Origin of the sequence: Roseimicrobium gellanilyticum (assembly GCF_003315205.1) — a bacterium.
GTDB classification, from domain to species: domain Bacteria; phylum Verrucomicrobiota; class Verrucomicrobiia; order Verrucomicrobiales; family Verrucomicrobiaceae; genus Roseimicrobium; species Roseimicrobium gellanilyticum.
This window is the reverse complement of the sequence record NZ_QNRR01000021.1, coordinates 58,402-79,768: the sequence shown is the minus strand read 5'-3', so window position 1 is coordinate 79,768 and position 21,367 is coordinate 58,402. Positions and strand designations below refer to the sequence as shown.

Sequence of the window (21,367 nt, the reverse complement as noted above, 5' to 3'; positions counted from 1 at the left end):
CACGTATCCATGAGCGCTCCTCCCGCAATGGTCACTTCGAGTTTAAGCTCATACCATGGTAAAATACCCCGCATTTTCCTTCATGGCATTGGGCTGAAGCCGAAACTACTTTCGGGAGCCCCTCGTCATCCCTCATGTCCTCCCTTACTGCTTACTGCTTACTCCGCCGCCACTCGCCTCATTCCCATCACCTTCCCCGGCACACCGCTCACCACCGCGTTCGCCGGCACATCCTTCGTGATCACGGCGCCCGCGCCAATCACCGCGCCTTCGCCGATGGTCACGCCTTTGAGTACCGTCACTCCTGCGCCCAACAATACCCCATCCTCAATCACCACCGGTGCCTTCGCCATCGGTTGGATCGCAATGAGCTTGCCTGCGGCATAGCTGTGGTCCGCATCCGAGATGTAACACGAAGGCCCAATCAAGCAGTCCTTCCCGATGCGAATCGACTCATGCGCATCAATGATGGTGTAGCGGTTCACATACGTATGCGCGCCGATGTAGATGCGTGGCTCCTCCTTCGGCCCGCCCGAGGCCACCAGCGTCACATGCCGGTCCACCGCCACCGCTTCATCGAGATGGATGTCCCAAGGATTGCGTGGCACCCAGATGTCCCGCAGCCAGCACTTCTTCCCAATGTGCGCCCCCAGCGCGCGAAGCCAGATGATGCGCAGGCGCGAGGCCACCACCGCGGGCGCACGGAGTAGGGAGTTGATGAGACGATGCTTGCCAGCTGCTTCCATGCCTCCTCGTTTGCGACGGGGAGGGGAGCGGGGCAACTGAAATCAGATGGGGCGCAGCCCCCCAACGTAGCTCGCGAGTCCCTTCGCGAGGGTATTGAGCGACGAAAGATGGGGGTGAGTGTCGCGCGTCCTTGGGACGGTTCCTGGCTTTGGACGCTATTCGAGGCACAAAACTCGCGAAGGGACTCGCGAGCTACATTACGCCAGAATCTCCTTCACCACGTGCCCGTGCACGTCCGTGAGACGGAAATTCCTTCCTGCATACCGGTACGTGAGCTTCTCGTGGTTCAGGCCCAGCAGGTGCAGGATGGTCGCGTGCATGTCATGCATGTGCACCTTGTTCTCCACGGCGAAGTGGCCGAACTCATCCGTGCCGCCGAAGCTGAAGCCCGGCTTCACACCGGCGCCGGCGAGCCATTGGGTGAAGCCCAGCGGATTGTGATCGCGACCTGTGCCATTGCGCTCGGCGTAGGGTGTGCGACCGAATTCACCACCCCACCACACCAGCGTATCCTCCAGCAGGCCACGCTGCTTCAGGTCCTTCACCAGGCCTGCAATCGGCTTGTCCACCGCGGCGGCATGCTCGCCATGCTTCGGCAGATTGGAATGCTGGTCCCATGCGGGGTTGTTGGAATTGTCGGTGTAGTTCACCTGGATATACCGCACGCCCTTCTCCGCAAGACGACGCGCCATGAGGCACTGGCGACCGAAGTTGTCCGTCGGCTTTTCATTGATGCCGTACAACTTCAGCGTGTCCTCGGATTCGCCCGTGATGTCCAGCGTCTCCGGCGCATTGCCCTGGAGGCGCCATGCGAGTTCATACGAGTTCAGCACGGCTTCGAGTTCCGCATCCTGACCGCCCACCGCGGAGCGCTGGAGCTGCTCGTGATTCAGCGAGCGCAGCAGGTCAAACTGCTTCCGCTGCTGCTCACCAGTGAGCATGGTATTGCGGATGTTCTTGATGTTCGCTTCGGCCGCGGGAGCGCCAGCGCGACCCAGCGCCGTACCCTGGAACACCGGAGGCAGAAATGCCGTGCCATAGTTGCGCGGCCCCCCGTTGCTCAGGCTGGGGCTGATGCTCACAAACGCGGGCAGGTTCTCATTCTCCGTACCCAGTCCGTAGCTCACCCATGAGCCCATGCTGGGGCGGATGAAATTCGTCGAGCCCGTGTGGAGGAAGAGAGTTGCAGGTCCGTGAGCCACGCCTTCCGTGTGCATGCCCTGCACAAAGCAGAGGTCATCCACCATCTCCGCCATGTTCGGGAAGAGACTGGAGGCCCACTGGCCGCATTGCCCGTGCTGTTTGAAATCCCACAGCGGCTTCATCACACGCTGCGAGGCGCCGGAGCCGGTCTTGGCCACGGAGCGCGCATCATTGAAGTCCATCATCTTGCCATCGTCCTTAAGCAGGCGCGGCTTGTAGTCGAAGGAATCCACATGGCTCACGCCACCGGCCATGAAGAGGAAGATCACGCGCTTCGCTTTCGCGGCGTGATGTGTCTCGCGCACGGCGAGAGGATTGGCGGCTCCATGGGCGAGCGCGGAAAGTGCGAGCGAGCCAAAGCCGCAGGCGGAGGTTTGCAGGAAATGTCGGCGTGAGATCATGGGGCGGCTTGGTGGGCGGCTGCGATTGCGGTGGTGGCGGTACCTGTCTCGACTCTTACTCGTCTCAGTTCACATAACGGAAATCCACGCTGGCGAAGAGCGTCTGCACGAGCAGCGCCCAGTTCTCCAGCTTCATCTTGGCCAGTTCCTCCTCGGAGGCGGCATGCGCATTGATCTTTACAAACTGCGCGGCCAGCTTCAGCTCGCCGGCAGCGGGCTGGCGGCCCAGCGTCTGCTGGTACACGCGGTTCACGAGATCCACATCCGTGTCCGTGGCACTGGCACGCTGCATGATGAGCTCGGCGGCCTTGCGGCTCTGCTCGATGACGAAGGGATGGTTCATCATGTACAGCGCCTGCGGGGCCACGGTGCTGGTGTTGCGCTTCGCGATGGGCTGATTGATGTCTGCAAAGTCGAAGGCATCAAAGAGGTCCAGCCGCTTGTTGCGGAAGGCGGGCGTGTACACGCTGCGGCGCGTGTCCGTGTAGATGTAGCCGTACTCCAGATTCTGCGCGCCACCGCTGTTCGAATCCACGGAGTCGGCGAGGACATTGGGCCCGCCCACGGTCATGTCGATCGTTCCGCTCACGGTGAGCATGGCATCGCGCAGCACGCCCGCGTCCACGCGGCGGCGGCTTTGCTTCCACAGCAGGCGGTTCTCCGGGTCTGCGGCGAGGCCTTCCTTCATCTGCTCTGCGCTGGGGATGGACGCCATCTGGTACGCACGTGTGAGCATGAGCTGCTTCACCAGCTTCTTCAGGCTCCAGCCATCCTGCATGAATTGAATGGCCAGTGCATCCAGCAACTCCGGATGGCTCGGCTTTTCCCCTGTGGTGCCGAAGTTGTCCACGGAGCGCACCAGACCATCACCGAAGAGATGCATCCACACGCGATTCACGAGCACACGCGCGGTAAGGGGATTGCGATCGCTGGTGACCCACTCGGCGAGCTGGAGACGACCGCTTTGATCCGCAGGAATCTTCGGCGCGTCGCCATGCACAGCCACCGTGAGGAAGCCACGTGGCACCACCTGGCCCAGATTGCGGATGCTTCCACGAATGTGGATGGCGCAGTCCTCGGGCTTCTTGTCATCCAGCACCGTCATGGCCTCGGGACGCACCAGGCCATCGCGCCGGGTGACTTTGATTTCCTTCTCCAGCTCCTTCACTTTGGTCTCCATGGCCACCAGCTTGGAGTCCTTGGGCGCCTTCTCTTCGCTGCCAACCTTGTCCAGCTCCTCCACGGGGATGAAGACGACGGCATCTGCAGTGACAAAGCCCTTCGTGCCTTCATTGGAGAGCAGCACATAGCCTGCACCGTCCTTCTCAAAACGATACTGTCCCAGCGAGACAAAGCGTCCATCAATGGGCGGTGTCTCACTCTGGTCCACGTACACCGTGTCCTCGCCATCAGCGTGCAGGATGGCCACCGGTGCTTTCTTCGAGCGATCCACCAGCGCCATGTAGGCGAGGCGCACTTCATAACGACCGGCCTTCGGAATGGTGGGGGAGAAGGTGATGGTGCAGGTGCCCTTGCCCGTGTTGTCATCGTGCACATAGCCCTCGCCCACGAAGGAGGGATACTTGTTGGACTCCTTCCACGTGCCCACGCGCTTCGCCTGTGCATCATCCACCACGATGCCGGGCAGGTCATCGATGTCGACAGGCTGACCCCGTTGCAGTTTCACCGGCTTGGGCGACAGCTTCTTCAGCGCCTTTTTGGCCGCAGCGAGTTCGGCATCCATGGAGGCGAGCTTCGTTTCCTTCGCCAGCATCCGCGTTTCCTGGTCACCGTCCAGCGGGAGAGGGGAGTCAATCCAGTGCGCCACGTTGTCCGTGTAGTTCTTCAGCGTGCGTGTGCTCCGCAGAATGCCGGCCATGGCGTAGTAGTCAGCCGCAGGGATGGGGTCGAACTTGTGATCATGGCAACGGGCACAGCTCATGGTCATGCCCATGAAGCTGCGGCCGAGCGTATCCAGCTGCTCATCCACAATGTCCATGCGCAGCACGCCCTTGTCCTGCTCCTCGTAGTTCGTGGGGCCCAGCACCAGGAAGCCGGTGGCTGTAAGATGTCGGCGGCGTTCCTCGGCATCGGCATGCGGCAGCAGGTCACCCGCCAGTTGCTCGGTGATGAAACGCGAGAGTGGCACATCCTTGTTGATGCTCTCGATGACATAGTCGCGGAATCTCCACGCATCCTTGAAGGGCAAGGTGCGGCCACCTCCGCTCGACTCTGCAAAGCGTGAGAGATCCAGCCAGTGCTGCCCCCAGCGCTCGCCGAACTGCGGCGTGGCCATGAGCTTGTCCACCAGCTTGCTCACATCCGGATTGCGAAGGAACTCGGCGGTATCCTCAGGCGAGGGTGGCAGGCCCACCAGATCATGATACACCCGGCGCAGCAGCACATCCGTGGAGGCATCGGAGGCAGGCTTGAGCTTCTTCTCCTCCAGCTTCGCGAGGATGAAGCGGTCCGCGTCCGTCTTTGCCCATGTGGTGTCTTTCACCTTGGGTGGTTCTGTTTTCACGGGCAGCTTGAAGGACCAGAACTCCCGCCCTGTCTCGATGCTCATACCCACCTGCGGACCCTTCTTTCCACCTTCCGCGGCAGCGGTCACCTTGTCCTCACGCGGATCCGGCGCGCCCATGGCAATCCACTGGCGGATGATGTCCACCTCCTCCGCACTGAGCTTCTGCTTCGGCGGCATTTTCAGGTCGCGGTCCTCATACGTCACTGCGCGCAGGAGCAGGCTCTTGTCCGGTTCCTTGGGTACTACGGAGGGGCCGGAGTCACCCCCGGTCAGCGTGCCCTCCTTGGTATCCAGGCGCAGGCCGCCCTTCACCTTGTGCTCGGGGGCGTGGCAGTTGTAGCACTTCTCGATGAGGAGTGGACGCACCTTGTTCTCGAAGAACGCCATGCCGTCCTCCGCAGGTGCGGCTTCAGCACCAGTGGCGGCAACAGCGGCGACAACACCTGTGCACGCCAGCCAGCCACGCAACGTGGAGGACAGGTGCGCACGACGAGAGGAAATGGGGGGGGCGATGGCGAGCGGCATCGGCGGTGAGTGCGAAATTGGTTAACTCACCCTGACGAGTGCCTCTTTCCCAATATTTGGACATGGAATTTTTGGGGAGCTTTTTTTGAGGAGTGAATGCGCCTGGGCTCGCTTCACAAGGAGCTGGCCGCCTCCCCAAAGTAGCTTCGGCTTCAGCCGAGTGGGCACCTGTTATGCGTTGGGATCCTGCGACCCGCTCCTGATTCGGCTGAAGCCGAAGCTACTTTCTTGAGCGCGCCAAAGGGTAAGGCGGTAGAGATGGACCTCGCCGCACTCTGAGGGGGCACTCCTGCCCCCATTTGCGTGTGACTCTCTCTGTGGATCAACGCTTCTGGTGCACCCCCTGCCCAAGCTGATGCTGCGGAGCACCCACCTCATGGCTCTTTGAGCTCTTGTCTCCATGCCCATGGAGCCCAAGGTGAAGCTTCTCGCCCACATTCTCGTGCTGCTGCGGACCGAGCTTCGGCTTGTCGACCGATTGTTGGGGCTGTTGCGTGCCATCCTTCATCCCGTGCCCTCCATGGGACAGGTGTGCGGCCTCTCCCACGTTCATGTGTCCATCAGCCATTCGCTGAATGTTCGTGGGGGTCGAGTTCTGTAGACCCATGGCCCCGGGATTTTGGGCCATGTACTTGTTCCAGGCCTGCTGCATCTGCTGCTGCTGGCCCTCCTGCAGCATCTGCTGCAATGACTGATTCTGGAGCTGCAACAAAGTCTCCGGCGGCACCTGCTGCAGGAGCTTCTGCTGAAACAGCTGCTCGCTCTGCTGCTGCGCCTGCCGCATCTCGGCGGGGGAGAGCGTCCGCTGCGGACCCTGCTGCATGACCTCCTGATGCGCCTGGTCACGCAGTCCCTGCAGGACTTGCGGCGGAGTCAGTTGCTTCACCTGCTCCAAAGTGCGCTGGAGCGCCTGCTGCTGGATTTGAAGCATCTGCTGCTGCATCATCATTTGCTGTTGCAGCATCTGTTGCTGGGCCTGCATGAACGCCTGCTGCTGGGCCTGCGCCTCGGCCAGCTTGCCCAGGCCCGCCTGCGCGTTCTGGATGTTCTTCTGAGAGCTGTCGATCCCCTCCTTCAGCCCGGCCTGCTGCTTGGGAATCGAGTCATTCAACTCCTTGTTGATCTTGGAGATTTCATTCCGGTTCCAGAGCTTGCTGATGGGGTTGGAGCTCAGCTTGTCTCGGCGAGCCGTCAGGTCCTGTTCCCGCTGGTTTACCTTCGCGAGGTCATTTTTCCAGCCTTCCATGATCTGGGTTTCCCCCTTCACCTGAAGCGAAAGGCGCTGCTCCACGCTTTGCATGCCCTCCCAGGGATCTGCGGCCCTTCTCGCCACATTGATGTTGCCTTGCAGTTCGGAATTCAGCTCCTTGAGTGCATCGACCTTCTTGCCCACCTCCTTTTGAATATCAGAAAGGGAAGGGTTCGTCCCCGCATTGGCCAGCCTGCTTTGTTCGATGAGCTTCTGGCACGAAGCCATTTCCTTCTGACAGTAGTCCATCTTGTCCGTGATGTCCTTCATCTTGGACGCAAGAGAGGTGGTGTCCTTCGGTTGCGCGAAGGGATTCCCGGTCTCCTTGGGCATCAGTTGCTGGTAGACTCCGTCGAGTTCTCCGGCTTGAGAAGGCACCTGGGCAAATTCGTGCTGGCGCTTGCCAAAATCGAGCGCGAGGTTGGAGAGTTCGCCATTGAGACCTTGCAGCTCGGGCGGGATGGGGGCTTGGGGTACTGTAGGGTCGTCGTTGGTAGCAGGCATGGTCGTTGGGGGTGTTTTTGGCTTGACCTCCAGTGACGAAGGAGCCGTAAGGGGGAAAACGGAATTCTGGCCGCAGGGTTACGACAGCCTCTCAGGAGGCGGTGCTCTGGAGAAAATGCTCCAGCCGTAATGAGCAGAAAGTCAATCCGATGAGAATACGGTGAAGTTTTTGAAACTCACCAGCGCGGATGCAGCGGAGCACCATGCTCTCGCTCGCACACGTCCAGGGTGTGGCACGTTCGCACCTGCCCTCACCTTACCTGTGCACGTGTGGCGCCTTGGGCCCGAGCTGAGTCATCTCTTGAATGCTCGGACCTGTATTGGGCAGAGTCACCTTCTTACCCTGCTGCTGTTTGTCGCCATGGCCATGGAAGTTGATGTGGGCTTGCGTGCCGACATTGTTGACCTTGGCCCCGTCATTCACACCGAAGGTCTTCGTGTGCGCTTCCAGTTCCGTAGTGGCCTTGTCCAGCTCGGACTTTGCCACTTTGAGCATCGACTCGCGATCCGTCTTCTTGGAGGCGACATCCTTCAGGTTCTTGTCGATTTCTGAAATCTTCCTCCAGTTCATCACGCGGTCGATGACGCCGGAACTCAGCGCGGCGCGTTCCGCCTGGAGCTTGGTTTGCAGATCGTTGCAGAGGTCGATGTCCTTCTGTACGCGGCCCACGGTGCTGGCCTGTTGGGTCACGTTGGTTTCCAGGTGTGCCTGGGTGCTTTTTGCGGTGGACTGGAGCAGGTCATCCGTGCTCTTACCCTGTTTGTTCAGATCGTCGAAGTCGATGCCCAGGTCGTCCTGGATGGCGTCCACTTCCGCGGCTTCTTTCCGCTGATGGAGCTTTTCGCCCAACTGGGCGAGTTCCGTCTGCAAACGAACAATCTCCCGCTGCGTCTGGCCGAGTTCTGATGCGATCTTTTCGGCTGCTTCTCTGCAGTCCTTTTCCTGCTTCACCCAGTGAGCCAGCATTTGGTCGAACTCAGAGCCGTTCATTCCAAGGCTACCGTTCTTGTTCTTTTCCCTGTAAGCGGGGTCATTCTGCGGCGACTTGCGCAGGATGCTCAGGTTGTCCGCCGCATCCGCGTACTCTGCTGCGGCCTTCTCCTCGGCTCCCTGCAGCCGTTTTACCTGCGCATGATTTTGATAGAGTTCGTGAGTCTTCGCCCTGATGATGGCTACCTCGAGTGGCGCGTCTGGATTAGTATTCGACATGGGGATGGTGGGTTTGGTGTCGTGGTCACCCGATGATGTAGCTTGATGAAGGGGTGTATTGGAGAGATCGGTATCTTGGGATAGAGGTTATGATGGAGCCATCGAACTGGATGGAGCAAGAGGAGGTCTCGTGCGGGAAGGGGCTGATTTTCATGATTTTCTGATGGGTGCACGTTTTCTGCAGGTGTGACGCCGGTATGACCGGTATTGACCCAAGCTCTGCACTTTCCTTGTCCATTTTCCCAATGCATGGACTACAGTTCATGATCCCCTTTTGCGCCCACGACCTTGTCTCTCATGAGCACGCCCGACCCCGCTGAAGAATTTGTCTTCCTCCTCGCCCGCCACGAGCGGATGCTGCGCGCGTATGTCTATGCCTTGGTCCCGCATGCGCAGGACTCGGATGACATCCTGCAGGAGGCGAAGGTGCGCATGTGGCGTGCCTTTGGCCAGTTCCAGGCTGGGACGAACTTCGCCGCGTGGTCGCGCAAGGTCGCCTTCCACCAGGTGCTCTCGTACCGTAAACGCCGCAAGCGTGACCGCCTCGACTTCAGCGATGAATTCATTAATGCCGTGGCTGGCGAGCAGGAAACGTCAGCCGATCACTTCGAGCAGCGTGAGAAGGCTTTGCAGGTGTGCATCACGAAGCTGCCTGAAGATCACCGCGAAGTCCTGCACCTGCGCTACTCGGAAGGTCTCTCCCTCGAAGCCATGGCGGACAAGCTGAAGCGCACCGTCGCCGCTCTCTACCGCCAGCTCAGCCGCGTGCGCCATGTGCTGCACGAGTGCGTCACCAAATCTCTGAACCGTCTCCCTGACCATGACTACCCCGCCGCCTGACGACCCTCGGGCCGAAGTGCTCGACCTCTGCGACCGCCTCTTCGATGGTGACTTCACCGCCGCCGATCGCGAGCGTCTGGAGTCGCTCGTCATCCACAACGCCGACGCGCGCCGTGCGTACCTTGAGCATGTGCAGATACACGCCGTGCTGAAGGAAGCGCGCCTCAAGGACGTGCCTCTCTCGGAAGTGGTGGACATGGCCTCCGCGATCACTGGATTGCCGAAGTCCATGACCGCGGCGCCTGCGCTGAACAAGCGCCGCTGGACCACCGCCGCACTCGCCGCCGCGGCGAGCATCGCCATTCTGCTGGCAGGGTGGGGGATTGGCCACTGGCAGGGCAATGCCTCCGGTGAACGTCGCGTTTTTGTGGCGAAGCTCGTGGACTCCAAGGGCGTGCGCTGGGACAGCGGCACGCTTCCCACGGAGGTGGGCGCGAATCTTTCGCAAGGCAGGCTTCGCCTCGCTGCGGGGCTGGCGACTGTCGAGTTCCAGAAGGGCGCGCGAGTCACGCTTGAGGGACCGGCGGACCTGGAGATCATCAATGCGGACAAGTGCTACCTGCATCGCGGTGCTCTCACGGCGCATGTACCGCCTCCTGCCGTGGGCTTCATGGTGGAGACGGCGAATGCGAAGCTCGTGGACCATGGCACCGACTTCGGCATCAGCGCTGCACCAGATGGCGCGGCTACGGTTGAAGTGTTCGACGGCGAGGTGGAACTGCTCCACCAGACCAGCGGCCAGCGTTTGAAGTTGCTCACGAAGCAGGGCGCCAGCGTGAGCCAGGAGGAGCTCTCCGGTCTCTCCACGGTGGATGATGCTCCGGAAACAGAACTGCCTCGTGCGCGTCGCGCCGCCCAGCCGCTGAGCGGAAATACCATCACCATCACCAGCGCGGATGGCCGTGGCAAAGCAGGCTATGCCTTCAGCCCCGACACGAAGGAGCATTTCTCAGACACCCTGCTGCTGGTCAAGCATACACCAATCAAGACGGCCTGCCGTCGCAAGGCCTGGCTCGCCTTCGACCTCGCTGCCGTGCAGGGGCGTGACATCACGGAAGCTGCGCTCACGCTCACCTTCGAGCCCACCGGCTGGGGCTTCGCCTCGCACCTGCCGGACGCCGTCTTCACCGTATACGGCGTCACGGACAACAGCCTCGACTATTGGGAGGAGTCTTCCCTGAACTGGGACAACGCTCCCGCCAATGACGTGGTCGGCGGCAACGTGCTGCCGGACAAGGCCGTGAAGCTCGGCTCCTTCACCATGCCCCAAGGCGTGCTGGATGGCGCTTTCACCGTGAAGACACCGGAGCTCGCTGAGTTTCTGCAAGGCGATGGCAACCGCCTGGCCACCCTCGTCATCGTCCGTGAGACCACCGAGACCAAGAGCGGCAGCGTGGTGCACGGCTTTGCGGGAAACAGGCATCCCTCACTGCGGCCTCCGACGCTGCGGATGGTGGTGCGGTAGCCCAACGTAGCTCGCGAGTCCCTTCGCGAGGAGGAGCGCGGCCTTTCCAGGCCGCATGTCGATTCTTGCGTGCAACGCGAAAGTATACTCGACTCAAAGTAGCTCCGGCTTCAGCCGGACTCGCGTGACGTTGCAAACTCAGGAGACGATTCCATTCGGCTGAAGCCGAAGCTACTTTGCGTGCTGCGTCCTGCAACTACCTAATAAAACACCACCGGCAACCACGAACGACTGAATTGTCCGCACACTTTGTGCAATGCGCCTACATCGACCGGAGCAATCCAACCAAAGTCACGGCTCTGCATTCCTTCGCTCACCTCTTCAAGGACGATGCCGGTGCCAAACATGCGCTTGCCGTCCTTGAGAAGATACAATCCACTGGTGACTGTTGATACATCAGACTCACCGGCGATGAAGCGCACCTCACGAAGCTGGTTCAGCACCGCAACATCGGAAGTGCAAAGCACATTGCCATACGCATAGCCAAATGGTTTGTCGCTGCGTTCGTTTATAGAGAGCACTATCACCGCTCGCCAATTTCCCTGGGAAAAATCAAACTGTTCGAGTGGATGCCGTGTCTCTCCAGAGGACCACTTGTATGAATAGTCAGGCGTTTCCTGCAAAGAAATGGGCAGAGTAAATCCCGTTAGGAGCCAAATCCCATAGGAGGCCGCTACAAGGCACGACAGCTTGTGCCATCTGCGACGGTTCATTTTCTCTTGGTTGTGTGGTAAGACAACGTTGGTCATCAATCGGCCTCAATTGAAGTGCGACCCCGCACTCCCATCCTGATACGCCTGATACGCCCGCTCAATATCCTCCCGGCTTGCCCGATGTGGATCCAGTTCCGGCAGCGTTGCCACATCAAAGAATTCGATCGCACTGCACTCCACATTCGTCGTGGGTGCACCACCGGTGATTTCGCATAGGAAGAACAATTTGAAAATCGAGTTCGCGTGCCTGGGATATCCTGCACGATCCCGGTCGATGATGGAGGTCAGCACTGTGGCCTCCACCACATAGCCTGTCTCTTCCAGACACTCCCGCTCCACATTCTCCTTCGGACTGCTGTTCACATCCGCCCAGCCGCCGGGCAGCGTCCACAAGCCTGAGGCGGTTTCCTTGATGAGCAGCACCTGTGCACCCTGGAAGATGGCGCCTCGTACATCCACCTTCGGCGTGGGATAGCCAATCTCATCGGGCCAGCGAAAGTCTGGCACGCCTGCGTGCATCTCGAGAAGCTCACCCGCCATCTGGCGGAGTCGTATGAAGCGCTCTTTGTCGAATGGATCTTTTGAATACGTCAATCCAGCCTGACCAATCGCGGCCAGTTCACGTGAGAATTCGAGGAGGGTCTTCATGGGAATGCGGGCAGTATCCGCAGCTTCGTGAATGATGAATGAAGCTGGCGTGAATTTCTCACGAAAGTGTTCTGGTGGTCCGCCCACTCCGTGTGCGGTCAGAGTGGGTGATAAGCTCCGTGAAGGTGCCAAACATCCAGAGAATGCACTCGACGTGGGTGCATCGGATCACATCAGCATGGGAGACAAGCGTGCTGCAAGTGGCTTGGTTCATCACCAAGCCATGCCAAACGTCCTGACCGCACACGGAGTGTGCGGACCACCGACCGGTTAGTCACCCGCCCCCCGATGCACCCGGTACGCCTCGATGATCCGCTGCACGACGGGCAGCCTCACCACGTCTGCGGGCTCGAAGCGGACAAAGCGCACGCCCTTCACCTCGGGCAGCACTTGAATTGCCTCACTTAAGCCGGAGCGCACGCCTCGGCGCAGGTCGACTTGGGAGGGGTCACCCGTGACGGCACAGCGTGAGCCTTCGCCCAGGCGCGTGAGGAACATGAGCATCTGCTCCGTCGTCGTGTTCTGCGCTTCATCCAGGATCACAAAGGACCCCTTCAGTGTGCGACCTCGCATGTACGCGAGCGGGGCGATTTCCACGATGCCGCGCTCCAGCAGCTTTTCCGCTTCGTCGGCTTCCAGCATTTCATAGAGCGCGTCATAGAGCGGGCGCAGGTAGGGGGCGACCTTTTCATTGAGGTCGCCGGGCAGGAAACCGAGCGCCTCACCGGCCTCTACCGCAGGGCGAGTAAGCACGATGCGCTGCACGGATTTCTCCTTCAGCGAATGCAGGGCTTGCGCCATGGCCAGGTACGTCTTGCCCGTGCCGGCGGGACCGATGCCGAAGACGACCTCGTTCTCCTTCATCGCACGGATGTACTCGATTTGCCCACGCGTCTTTGCGATCACGGGAGGCTTGCGACCGGTGCCCAGCAGCTTGAGCTCCATGAGATTTTCCGCCGGATTGTCGCTCCAGGGCTGGCGTGCATTGTCCACAATGAGCCGGAAGGTGTTCGGTGTGATATCCCCTCCATTGCGGCGGACTTTTTCGAGCTCTACAAAGACATCCTTGGCGGACTCGATGTCCTTCTGGTCGCCCTCCAGCTTCACCCAGCCATCCCGCGAGGTCGCGCGAATGCCGAAGGCGTCTTGCAACGCACGGAGTTGGGTGATGTCGTCACCGAGGAGGGAGTGGAGAAACTGAGGGGTTTCGTAATTAAGAGTAACTGAGGGCATGGAACAGGGAATAAATGAGAATGGTCTGAAACTGAATCGCGGGAGAACGGCTGGCCGGCAGGGCACAACGCATCTCTGTGGAAGGTAGGTGGCAGGAGTGCAGGGGAGCCCACCATCCGCCAGATACGATCAGTCTGCCAAAAACTGAAGACAGCCACAACGGTACAATGGACCGGATCCGCTCAAATATTTTTGGGCGCTCATCTGGCACCCACAACTGTCTCAGGACTTCATGGTGCCGCATCTTACACAGCAATGGAGGAAGCGCAAATGGAAGCTGTTGGCGGGGAGATGGACTTTGGGATCGCCAGCCTCTTCAGGGTCCATTCAAAAACGCGCTAAATCGGGGCTGGTTCCACTTCTCGTGGCGTAACTTTCACTCGCTCCTTCCGAAATCTCCATTAACGGGATCCCAAATTTTCAGCATCATCATTTTTACCACATCATGCCACTCCCCAACGAACCCACAGACATCGTCCCCAGCGGAGATTTTGACCTCGAAGACCGCGACAACTTGGGACAGGCCAGCGTCACCTTCAAAGCCCAGAGCCGGCGCGAGCGCCCCTTGGGTGATGGCGGGGAGACCCGGGGCATCGCCAAACGCGAAGTGGATGACGTCCGCCAGGTGCTGCTCGGCCAGCGCGATCTTGCCAACCAGCAAGCTCAGGCACGCCTCGTGGAGATCCGCGATGAAGCCCAGCACAAGCTGGAAACTGAGGAACTCGGGCTGGAGGAACGCCAGAAGCTGGAGGAGCGAGTCAGCTACCTCAGCAAGAAGATCGAGCAAGGCTGGCCGGACTTCGACATCAGTTCCATTGTCACCCAGCTTCCCGATCACGCGCAGGACGAGGCCATCGCGAAGTGTGTCAACATCTCCACGAGGCTGAAGGACCAGGAGACAACGATGTCCACGGCGCAGCCGCTGATCTCCCGGCCGCTCATGAACATCGACACTCTGGAGCTGGAGATTGGCGAGAAGGATGTGCACCTGCTCTCCCGCGCGGTGGCCAGCTCTGCCGTGGACCAGTTGCTTGGCACCCGCTGCCTGGCGCAGGAGAAATTCGGCATGGATGGTGATGGACACCCCATCGGCATCAGCGTGCAGGTGGATGGTCTCGGCACCATGGGCAACCTGCCCAACGGCCACACCTACTTCATGGACATCGACTACTCTTCGCACAATGTGCAGAAGGGACTCTATGACCTGGAGGCGCTGGACTACATCACGGGTCAGGTCGACCGCCATGCGGGGAATATTTTCATCGACCCCGAGACGGGCGAGGTGCGCGGCATCGACAACGATCTCGCCTTTCCCCAGATGGATCGCAGCGAGATGCTGGAGCAGCAGGGGGCACCCAACTTCCCTGTAAAGAATCTGCCGCGCTACATGCATGAGGACACGGCGCGCAAGATTGAAAGCCTGCGCCCGGAGGACCTGCGCGAGACCCTCTCCAACGTGGGCTATCCGCCGGATGGCGCCCGCGGCAAGCTCACGCACGAGGAAATCGAAGGCTCGGTGAAGCGCCTGCAGGAGATGCAGCAGCACATCCAGACGCTGCGCGGGGAAGGTCGCGTGGTGAAGCAGTTCACCGGGAAGGAATACACGGAAGCGGTGATGCACCAGACGGAGTCCTCCCTCCGTGAGCTGAGTGAGATGGACTCCTACAAGGGTACGGCGGTGACCGTCGACACCGTCACGGGTACCCATCTCTCCTCCACGGGGAAGACTTCCTACATTGGCACCATTGCCCTGGAGCAGCACGTCAGTGAAAAGAACATTGCCCTTGGAACGGGTGAGAAGCACAGCTTCGACAGCCTGAAGGTGCAGCTCAACTCCACGGGCAAGGCCATTCGCGACGAAGACTTCGCGGAGTTCACGCGCCTCACCGAGAATCTGCGTGGGCAGGAGAAGCAGCAGCTTACCAGCATGCACACTCCGCAGTTTGCCCAGCTTACTTCCCGCCTCTACGAGGTGGAGGCGAACATTGAGAAGCTGAAAAATCCCGGTGTGCTCGGCACGCTCGGCGCCATTCCGAAGGGGGGACCCACCTCGGCGCGCCGGGAGCTGGAGCAGGAGCGTCTGGAAATCCTGCAGGACATCCGCGACCTTGAGCGCAGCATCGATGAGCGCGTCGAGCAGCTGGTGGATGACCAGAAGGAAGACCTCTGGGTCATCGCCCAGCACAATGTGGAGAATCCCGAGATGCGGCTGGGACCCAAGCCCCCGCAACCCGGCGAGCCGCACTATGGATCCTTTGAGGACTTCCGCGGAAAGCAGGTCGTGGGTGCCGGCGGCGCCACGGGCAGCGGCCGCGTGAAGGTGGAGGGTGAAAACTTCCAGCTCAAGGGCTCCATCGCCCACTCGGGTCTCGGACGCCGCTTGAAGTCCAGCGGCCTGAACCATGAGAACTATGGTGAGGTCATCGCCACGAACATTTCCAAGGCGGTCGTGGGTGAAGACAACCGCGACTTCATCCCGGACGTGCTGCTCCGCCAGGACGAACACACGCACGAGCCCAAGGTGACCTCACGGTACCTGCAGGGCGGTAAGGGCGACCTGGATGACCGCTATCGCAGGGAGATGCAGGACATCGATCCCAAGCTGGCTCTTCTTCCAAAGGACAGCAATGGCAAGACCCCCATCATCGATGAAAACGGCAAGCAGAAGAAGCATGCCTACATCACGCTGGATCCCACAAAATCCACGGGCCCCGGCGTGCTGGCATTGAAGGATGAGGCAGCGCAGGATGTGCGGCGGAATATCGCCCTCTCCGCGCTCATGGGTGACCATGACGTGAACCCCGGCAACATGATCGACGTGGGTGGCACTCGCGTGGGCCGCATCGACTTCGGTCATGCGTTCAACGAACTCATCACCGCTCCCGGCGGCAAGATGACCGGCGGTGGCGGCGTGCGTTTTGAGAACAACCGCATCCTGGACTTCTTCAATCGTGAGAAGGTCAGCGGTGGAAAGCTGGGTGGTGACCCCTCGAAACTCTGGCGCGACTATGACGGCATCGGTCCGTCTCAGGAAATGGCCACGGCCCTGCGCGAAGTGGCGGGCAACAAGGAGGCTCTCGACGGTCTCGTCCATGCCAAGACCCAGTTCGTGGATCTCATCGCCGAGCTTGAAGCCGAGGGCACGCCCGCAGCACGCAAGGAAATCGAAGACCTCACGAAGTCACTGGCCAGAATCAGCAAGAACGTCGGCATGCCGGTCACCAGCACCGAGCCCAGCGACGTGGCGAAGGAGGTCTTCCAAAATCTGGACACCTTCGTGCGCGAGGGTCAGAAGCAGATGAACGAAGTGGCCGACCTGTGCTCCCTGCAGGCCCGCATCGATACCTTCCTGCGTGACCCTGCCAATGACGGAAAGAAGATCCCCGATGATCTGCCCCAGGAGGTCAAAGACATCTACAAGCTGCTCTCCGAGAACCCGGACTGCTCCGTCAAGGCCACCAACGGCCAGGGCCTGCAGTTCATGAAGAACTCCAAGAGCGAGAAAGCTTTCTCCGGTGACCTGGAGAGCTACGCCAAGGCGCGCCAGCAGGTCGTCCGCCTGGAGCGTGGCGAAGGTCCCGCCCTGAACGAGATCGACAAGCTGGAAGCCCGCAAGGCCCAGCTCCAAAACAATCCGAGCGCCGGCGACCATGTGAAGGCCTTCTTCAAGCATGGTTCGAAGGGTGTCGATGGTGAGATCGAGCAAATCGAAAAGCAGCTCGAAACTCTACGCGCTGCCGTGAAGGAAGTGCAGCAAGGTGTATCCCTGCAGGATGACCGCAAGCAGGTCGAGATCCTGAAGGATAGCGATCGTGCGCTCAAGAGCCAGATCGAGCAGCTCAAGGATCAGCGGGGCAACATGAATCTGGCCCGGCACTTCAAGATCGGCGAAGTGCCCACGGACGAGCAGATGCTTGAGGTGCAGCGGAAGATCGATCAGGCGGAGCTGGCGCGTGCGGAAGTTCAGGCCCAAATCAAGAAGGAGGAAGGTGTGATCTCCGTGCGTGAGAAGCTCGGACTCAAGGCCACTCCCAAGGAACCTCTGACGGTGCAGTCGCAACAGCAGGGAGGGGACGACCTCGATGTCGACGATGAAGACCTTTCCGTGCTCGATCTCGATGACAGCTCTGAAATCGGAGTCGACGAGGAAGCTCCAAAGAAGAAGCTCGAGCGGAGCCAGTCCGTGCGTGATTCGCTGGGTGGCAAGACCGGCGAGAAAACCACCACCGAAAGCACGAAGCGGAAGGTGACAATGTAGGGAGCGCGGTCGCGGTGATGATCACATGGGCGGGCTGGAGCGAAAGCGACAGCCCGCCTTTTCTATCTTACGACCCTGCGGAATCTCTTTCCGTGGGGCAACACAAGCGGTGGCAACTTCCGCCGGATGTGGACACTGATCGGGTTCACCCTTGCTGCAGCAGGCAGTCGCAGTCCCAGCCCAAGTTAGCCGTTGAACGTTTGTTGTTTGGACCACTCCTATTCGGAGGCTTCTCCGGCACGCTCCATCCGTCTGGCAAGTACCCGGCTGATGTCGGTGACATCAAACCAAATCTGCTGGCCTGTGGTGGTGGTGAGCACGTCGTACTCGTGTTTGCCATCCGGACTCTTCGCGAGCGCCTGGGTCTTCGCTTCCAACTCGTGGGCGAAGAGGTAGTCATACTCATCCGAGGTGCGCGTGACGAGGTAGGGGCGCGCTTCCGTGCCGTCGCCTGTTTCCTCAATCGCCTTTTGCAGCATCTGGGAGATGTGATGCTCAAAGGCGGCATCCTTTTCCCGGCCCAGCTTGTGCAGGACGAAGGCGATGTTCAGGTGCGCCCCGGGGCTGAGCACGAGGTGGGGGAAGAGGGCGTGCTTCATCACCTCCAGCGCTTGCTCCAGCTCACCAGCCTCCATCATCTTCGGCACACCGTCGATGGCATCCGTGTACGGGTCGAATTGCGCATCCGCCAGCACGGCATTCCGCACATTCAGAAAATTCTCCTGCGTCGGAGCTTGAAGGAATTCTACAAACAGCTTCTTCAGGTCTTCCATGGTATCAGAGATGATTCGCGGGACTGAACGGAATGACGGGGAATAGGGGTGAGGGACAAAGCCGTTTACAGGCGAATGATGGGAATCAGCAGCTGAATGCATCGACCACACCAAGCGGCCTCAGTCTCCGAAGCTCCTCTGTGCCTCTGTGCCTCTGTGTTGAATCCCACGCAGCCCAACACACCCAGCTGAACGGACACAACAAGACTGCCTAGTCAGCACGAGCTCCCCACGGCTGCATTCACCCATCACTCAAAACAAAGAACCAGAAACCGCGCACCGATCAACGATACCCGTACGCCAGCGCCCAGGTCACACCCTTTTCCTTCTTGCTCTTCACGCTGAAGACCACGGTGTAGGTGCCGGTCTTGGGGGGATTCACCCGCACGGAGCAGTAGTTCTTGGCGGACTTCAGCTCCATGTGCACGGGCTGGCCTTTCACATCATAGACAGCGAGCTCCAGCTCCGCGTCATCCACGGCGGTACCGAGCCAGAAGGCGTATTCGTTTCCTTTGAAGAGCTGGTGGCGGACCGCGAGCTTCTGCGCGTTCTCCACTTCGCCGTTCCAGTAGTCTTCACGGACGGTGAAGCCTTGCTCCACGAAGGGCGTGGCAGCCTGCATGGCATAGTCGTGGGCTTCATCCACCGTGGCATGCACCAGCGGGAGACACATCGCCACGGCACACGCGGCAAGGGCCAGGAAGAGCCTTCTGGGGAGGGACAACTTCATTGAAGATTGCTTGGGGGCGGGGTGTTTCTGACGCGACTCTGACTTTTTGGGATGTGTCCGGAGAGCGACTTACTTCTTGAGGATCTGTGCCAGCAATTCTTCGGAGGTCTTGCGAATGGTGGTCACCTGCTCCTGGGTGATGTTGCCATCCTGGGAGTCCATGGCCTTGCGGATGGTGGTCAGCCCCTTCGAGATGGCGGCCACGGTAGCATTGCTCTTGGCTTCGGAGGACATGCCGGTGATGGACTTGGAGAAATGCTCCACCAGCATGGGTTGGTTCAGCAGTTCGGCACGGTCCGCGTTGTAGGCCTTGGCCACCACGGAGGTGGCGCTGGCCGTGCCACGCAGCCAGCCTCCGAGGCTCACGCACTGGGCGTGGTCGATGTCGCGTGTGCGCTCCATTTCAAAACGGACCGTGGCCTGCGTCTGGTCGAATTCCTTGCGCACAGCCTTCCAGTCATTCTTCTCCACGGCGTCCAGGATGCTCTGGGCGTGGGGGCGGACGGCCTTCGTGAGACCCAGGCTCTGGGCGAGATTCAGCACCTCGCGGCCAATGTCTTCCACGGCTTTCTTGTCCTGTGCCTGCACAGCCACGAAACCTTCAGCGACCACGGTGCCGAAGATGAGGGAGAGCTCATAGCGATCCGTCGTGGTGGGTGTTTTCACACCGCGCAGCTCCTGTTTCCAATTCGGCTCGCCCAGCTTGTCCAGTACGGAGAAGATCTCGCTCGGCACGGGCACCACCACTTCATCCACCACGAATCCGGGGAAGGAGGCGGCGTCATACTTCTGGGCCTCGCCTTGGGCGGAAGCTGCGGAGAGGGCCAGGGCGCAGATCACGCCACTGAGCCGGGACATCCATCGGGGAAGAAAGGAATGATTCATGGGAGACATGCGCAGGCAGGGTACGCCTGCTCATTGGTTCTGGTTACGCAAACCAAGCGCACTTTGATTCGTGGCGCAACCTATTTGGCGGCAAGGTCCTGATGCCGAGGCCATGAAAAGCCATTGCAGTCCCGCCCGTGATGGGCCACTGCTGGTCATTCGTTCATCGCCATGCATGTGCATCTCGTCCAGTTCGACCTCGCTTGGGAGGACAAGGCCGCAAATTACGGCAAAGTGCGCTCCCTGCTGGAGGTGAATCGTCCCCAACCGGGCTCACTGGTTGTGCTGCCGGAAATGTTTCCCACGGGATTCAGCCTGAACCTCTCCGCCACCGCCCAGGCGCCGACACGTGAGGACGAGGCCTTTCTCTCCGGCCTGGCGCGCGACCATGACTGCCATGTCATGGGAGGTGTGGTGTCTGCCGTGGAAGGGCAGTCCGAAGCTGAGATGGGGTGGAATGAATCCGTCACCTTCGGGCCAGATGGCGCCCTGCTCGCGCGCTACGCAAAGATTCAACCCTTCAGCCTTGGCGGCGAATCCCAGTGCCACAGGGCGGGCTCTGAAATCGTCACCTTCCCCTGGGCAGGCTTCACCGTCGCGCCGCTGGTGTGTTATGACCTGCGTTTCCCGGAGCACTTCCGCACCGCGGTGAGAAAAGGCGCAGATGTCATGGTCGTCATCGCGAGCTGGCCCGTGAAGCGCTACCACCACTGGCTCACCCTGCTGCAAGCCCGTGCGATTGAGAACCTCGCCTACGTCATCGGTGTGAACCGCACTGGCAGTGATCCGAACTTCAAATACAATGGCCGCAGCGTCGTCGTGAGTCCGCACGGCCACATCATTGCCGATGCGGGGGAAGGGGTGGGCGTGGTCAGTGCCCGGCTGGATCTCGCGGATGTGACGGCCTGGCGGGAGGAGTTTCCGGCGTTGCGGGATATGAGGGGGTAGTCAGTAGTCAGTAGTCAGTGGTCAGTGGTCAGTGGTCAGTGGTCAGTAGGCCACGCGATTCGCGACGTGACCTCAGGCTCCGAGGTTCCTCTGCGTCTCTGTGTTGAATCCAATGCACGAGACCGCCCCCATTCCCCTTGATGTCGATTGCCCTGCGCACCGGACAATTCACCTGCATTTCCCACCACGTTCATCTACGCTTCACATGCCGGGTCCATAGTTTCACCTATGAATGTGAAACAACCAGCGAAGGGAGATGGCGTGAAGCCCTCAACAGCAAACTACCTCAAGGCATTCGCCTTCTTTGCTATCGGCGTAGTCATTGCCCTGGCCGGCATCTACGTTGGCGAAACTGACGACGCGCCTGGTGCGGCTCTTTTGGGTATTCTGCTGATGATCGCCATGGTTGCCCTTGGCGTGAAAACTCTGCGGCACAAGACGTGAGACGGTCTTGCGGGTGGCACCGCGGTCCCATGCTCACCCCTTAAGTTCTTTACTCTCTTTTGCG

General features: G+C 60.1%; 16 protein-coding genes. 5 read left to right on the top strand and 11 right to left on the bottom strand.

Features of this window, described 5'->3' with window-relative positions:
- Nucleotides 1-158 precede the first annotated feature (158 nt).
- The 5 genes from DES53_RS31540 to DES53_RS31520 form a co-directional block, all read right to left on the bottom strand.
- Nucleotides 159-746: an acyltransferase gene (locus DES53_RS31540; RefSeq protein WP_113962327.1), complete on the bottom strand. Its 588-nt coding sequence runs from the start codon at nucleotides 744-746 to the stop codon at nucleotides 159-161.
- 198 nt (nucleotides 747-944) lie between these two features.
- On the bottom strand, nucleotides 945-2,351 hold the full coding sequence (locus tag DES53_RS31535) for a DUF1501 domain-containing protein (RefSeq protein ID WP_113962326.1): 1,407 nt from the start codon (nucleotides 2,349-2,351) through the stop codon (nucleotides 945-947).
- Between the two features lie 64 nt (nucleotides 2,352-2,415).
- The gene (locus DES53_RS31530; RefSeq protein WP_113962325.1) at nucleotides 2,416-5,403 is read right to left on the bottom strand and encodes a DUF1553 domain-containing protein; all 2,988 of its coding nucleotides are present in this window, start codon (nucleotides 5,401-5,403) and stop codon (nucleotides 2,416-2,418) included.
- 322 nt (nucleotides 5,404-5,725) lie between these two features.
- Nucleotides 5,726-7,156: a hypothetical protein gene (locus DES53_RS31525; RefSeq protein WP_113962324.1), complete on the bottom strand. Its 1,431-nt coding sequence runs from the start codon at nucleotides 7,154-7,156 to the stop codon at nucleotides 5,726-5,728.
- Between the two features lie 256 nt (nucleotides 7,157-7,412).
- Nucleotides 7,413-8,366 (bottom strand): hypothetical protein, encoded by a 954-nt coding sequence (locus tag DES53_RS31520; RefSeq protein WP_113962323.1) that lies wholly within the window; start codon nucleotides 8,364-8,366, stop codon nucleotides 7,413-7,415.
- A gap of 297 nt (nucleotides 8,367-8,663) precedes the next feature.
- On the opposite strand from DES53_RS31520, the gene DES53_RS31515 reads away from it, so the two are divergent.
- Both DES53_RS31515 and DES53_RS31510 read left to right on the top strand, forming a co-directional pair.
- Nucleotides 8,664-9,206: a sigma-70 family RNA polymerase sigma factor gene (locus DES53_RS31515; RefSeq protein ID WP_170157575.1), complete on the top strand. Its 543-nt coding sequence runs from the start codon at nucleotides 8,664-8,666 to the stop codon at nucleotides 9,204-9,206.
- Nucleotides 9,187-10,671 carry a DNRLRE domain-containing protein gene (locus DES53_RS31510; protein ID WP_113962321.1) on the top strand — a complete coding sequence of 495 codons (1,485 nt, stop codon included), beginning with the start codon at nucleotides 9,187-9,189 and terminating at the stop codon, nucleotides 10,669-10,671. Before DES53_RS31515 ends, DES53_RS31510 begins: the two co-directional genes overlap by 20 nt.
- A gap of 200 nt (nucleotides 10,672-10,871) precedes the next feature.
- Here DES53_RS31510 and DES53_RS32670 read toward each other — a convergent pair whose 3' ends face one another.
- The 3 genes from DES53_RS32670 to DES53_RS31495 all read right to left on the bottom strand — a co-directional run bounded on the left by DES53_RS32670 (nucleotide 10,872) and on the right by DES53_RS31495 (nucleotide 13,265).
- Nucleotides 10,872-11,420: a hypothetical protein gene (locus DES53_RS32670; protein WP_147263749.1), complete on the bottom strand. Its 549-nt coding sequence runs from the start codon at nucleotides 11,418-11,420 to the stop codon at nucleotides 10,872-10,874.
- Between the two features lie 9 nt (nucleotides 11,421-11,429).
- Complete coding sequence (locus tag DES53_RS31500; RefSeq protein WP_147263748.1) at nucleotides 11,430-12,032, bottom strand: NUDIX hydrolase; 603 nt, start codon at nucleotides 12,030-12,032, stop codon at nucleotides 11,430-11,432.
- 270 nt (nucleotides 12,033-12,302) lie between these two features.
- Nucleotides 12,303-13,265 carry a PhoH family protein gene (locus tag DES53_RS31495; RefSeq protein ID WP_113962318.1) on the bottom strand — a complete coding sequence of 321 codons (963 nt, stop codon included), beginning with the start codon at nucleotides 13,263-13,265 and terminating at the stop codon, nucleotides 12,303-12,305.
- 445 nt (nucleotides 13,266-13,710) lie between these two features.
- On the opposite strand from DES53_RS31495, the gene DES53_RS31490 reads away from it, so the two are divergent.
- Nucleotides 13,711-17,523: a hypothetical protein gene (locus DES53_RS31490; RefSeq protein ID WP_113962317.1), complete on the top strand. Its 3,813-nt coding sequence runs from the start codon at nucleotides 13,711-13,713 to the stop codon at nucleotides 17,521-17,523.
- Nucleotides 17,524-17,741: 218 nt separating this feature from the next.
- On the opposite strand, the gene DES53_RS31485 is transcribed toward DES53_RS31490, so the two are convergent.
- The 3 genes from DES53_RS31485 to DES53_RS31475 form a co-directional block, all read right to left on the bottom strand.
- Nucleotides 17,742-18,296 carry a DUF4919 domain-containing protein gene (locus DES53_RS31485; protein ID WP_170157574.1) on the bottom strand — a complete coding sequence of 185 codons (555 nt, stop codon included), beginning with the start codon at nucleotides 18,294-18,296 and terminating at the stop codon, nucleotides 17,742-17,744.
- A gap of 283 nt (nucleotides 18,297-18,579) precedes the next feature.
- A complete protein-coding gene (locus DES53_RS31480; RefSeq protein WP_147263747.1) occupies nucleotides 18,580-19,026 on the bottom strand; it encodes a hypothetical protein in 447 nt (148 codons plus the stop codon).
- A 69-nt stretch (nucleotides 19,027-19,095) separates the two neighbouring features.
- Nucleotides 19,096-19,911: a hypothetical protein gene (locus DES53_RS31475; RefSeq protein ID WP_147263746.1), complete on the bottom strand. Its 816-nt coding sequence runs from the start codon at nucleotides 19,909-19,911 to the stop codon at nucleotides 19,096-19,098.
- A 171-nt stretch (nucleotides 19,912-20,082) separates the two neighbouring features.
- Between DES53_RS31475 and DES53_RS31470 the strand changes: the two genes are divergently transcribed.
- Complete coding sequence (locus DES53_RS31470; protein WP_113962313.1) at nucleotides 20,083-20,859, top strand: carbon-nitrogen family hydrolase; 777 nt, start codon at nucleotides 20,083-20,085, stop codon at nucleotides 20,857-20,859.
- A gap of 228 nt (nucleotides 20,860-21,087) precedes the next feature.
- On the top strand, nucleotides 21,088-21,303 hold the full coding sequence (locus DES53_RS31465; protein ID WP_113962312.1) for a hypothetical protein: 216 nt from the start codon (nucleotides 21,088-21,090) through the stop codon (nucleotides 21,301-21,303).
- Nucleotides 21,304-21,367: the final 64 nt, after the last annotated feature.